Source organism: Alkalibaculum bacchi (assembly GCF_937875145.1).
In the GTDB taxonomy this organism is placed as follows: Bacteria; Bacillota; Clostridia; order Eubacteriales; family Alkalibacteraceae; genus Alkalibaculum; species Alkalibaculum bacchi_A.
The window spans coordinates 1-1,216 of record NZ_CALNCS010000064.1 but is presented as its reverse complement, the minus strand read 5'-3'; the positions used below and the strand labels follow the sequence as shown (position 1 = coordinate 1,216).

1 protein-coding gene is annotated in these 1,216 nt (G+C 40.0%); it reads right to left on the bottom strand.

The genetic code is table 11. The annotated features are described in order from the left end of the window. Nucleotides 1-780: ABC transporter substrate-binding protein (locus tag Q7P22_RS04340; protein ID WP_303861075.1), on the bottom strand; the 780-nt coding region annotated here is incomplete at its 3' end. Nucleotides 781-1,216: the final 436 nt, after the last annotated feature.

Sequence of the window (1,216 nt, the reverse complement as noted above, 5' to 3'; positions counted from 1 at the left end):
ATTCATCGAGCGAATAAAAGCGAGCACATCAGCGTGATCGGAAGTAGCTATGTTAGGTTCCCCAGCATCTGTGACATATTGCACGTTCTTTTCAAGCAACATACACTGAGGCAGAAAAAGGTCACCAGTTTCAACAATCGTCATAGGCTTTCCAGTTGCTTCCAGAACCGTTTTACCAACATTAGCATAATCTTCCCAAGTTTCAATTGAATTGGGATCTACGCCTGCTTCATTCATGATATCCATATTGTAATAGCTTACGGTCATGCCCACGTGAAAATCTATTCCGTAAATATTACCTTGCTCATCACTATACATCTCCTGGCGAGACATAACAACGTTATCTTTCTCAGGTTCAATGACATCGTTTAACGGGAGTAAGAGAACATCATCCGGTTTTATAAAGTTGGCAAAATGACCAACTTCAATATCTGAGATGTCAGGACCACCTTCACCAGAAGTTAGTGCAACAAGCATTTTTGTATGCATAGCTGAACTCGTCTGCTGCGAGACAGTCAACTCAATCGGTTTGTCTGGATACTTTTCATTCCACTTATCGGCCATATCAACGTAAAAGTCAACATGTAATTCCTGAAACGTCCACAATTCAAGAGGATATGCTCCTTCTACCGCTTCATTAGCGGCACTTTGTCCACCTTCTTGTTCAGCTTCCGCCTCTGTTGTAGTCTCTGCCTGTTCAGCGTTATTGCAGCTTGCTAATGTAGGAAGCATAAAGCTCAATACCAAAAAGGCAACTAAAAATTTCTTCATCCGTTTCATTATTCACCTCTCCTTTATCAATTGCTTGTAGAACTGATTTTGTACCTAATCACCCCCTGCCAAATATGCTTTCTAGACAAGTTTCGTTTCTACTACACTCTCTCCGTTGTTCAAATTGCACTTTTATAGTATCACTCTATTTACAGGCACCCTACTAACGAACATGCAGATTAGACATTTATCGTTTTATGAAAATACAACTTTCTCGAATCTTCTTCTTGGGTATTTGACATGTTTATCGGGTCAGGGTCGGTTCTTTGACACTTCATATATAATTTTAAGAATCCAAAATTATGTAGCCGCAGGTCTTTGAGCCTTTTTTCATCAAATTATCGCCTTTAAATAATACATACAATTTTAAATAGCACCAGCTTACTCTTGTTCTGTGGAGGTGCAGCATGCGACTGAAGGTGTCCAAGTCCCCGAACTCAGAAAC